Raw genomic sequence first — 621 nt, 5'->3', positions numbered from 1 at the left:
TAAATACAACACAAGCGGGAGTAGGAGATACGTTAACGTATACGATTCTTATTCAAAATACAGGAACTGTTCCTGCAACGAATATTATTTTTCAAGATCCAATCCCATCTGGAGCTACATTTGTAGCGAATAGTGTAACGATCAATGGAGTCGTTCAGCAAGGTGCGAATCCTATAGCGGGTTTTCCTGTTACCAATATTCCGGTGGGGCAAACTGCTACAATTACCTTCCAAGTGACAGTGACAAGTGTTCCGAGTGGTGGAAATATAAGAAACCAATCAAACGTTACCGCAAGTTTCCTTATTAATCCAGCAGGTCCTCCTATAACAACTACTACAACTAGTAATTTTGTAGTGACACAAGTAAATACAGCACAGTTAAATATACAAAAATCTTCATCTGTACAACAAGCAGCACTTGGAGAAACTTACACGTATTCTGTTGTCATTCGAAATAACGGCACAGTAACAGCAACGAATGTCTCTTTCATTGATCCAATTGCTCTAGAAACAACATTTGTACCAAATAGTGTGACGATAAATGGAACACCACAACCTGGATTTGACCCAAATGTAGGTTTCCTGCTTCCTAATATTGCAGCTGGAACATCATTGACAGTAA

1 protein-coding gene is annotated in these 621 nt (G+C 39.0%); it reads left to right on the top strand.

Features of this window, described 5'->3' with window-relative positions; genetic code table 11:
* On the top strand, window positions 1–621 hold a 621-nt coding region (locus MR083_RS26810), incomplete at both ends, for a DUF11 domain-containing protein (protein WP_242270100.1).

Source organism: Bacillus cereus group sp. BfR-BA-01408 (assembly GCF_022663305.1).
GTDB classification, from domain to species: domain Bacteria; phylum Bacillota; class Bacilli; order Bacillales; family Bacillaceae_G; genus Bacillus_A; species Bacillus_A pacificus.
This window is presented reverse-complemented; position numbering and strand designations above follow the sequence as displayed.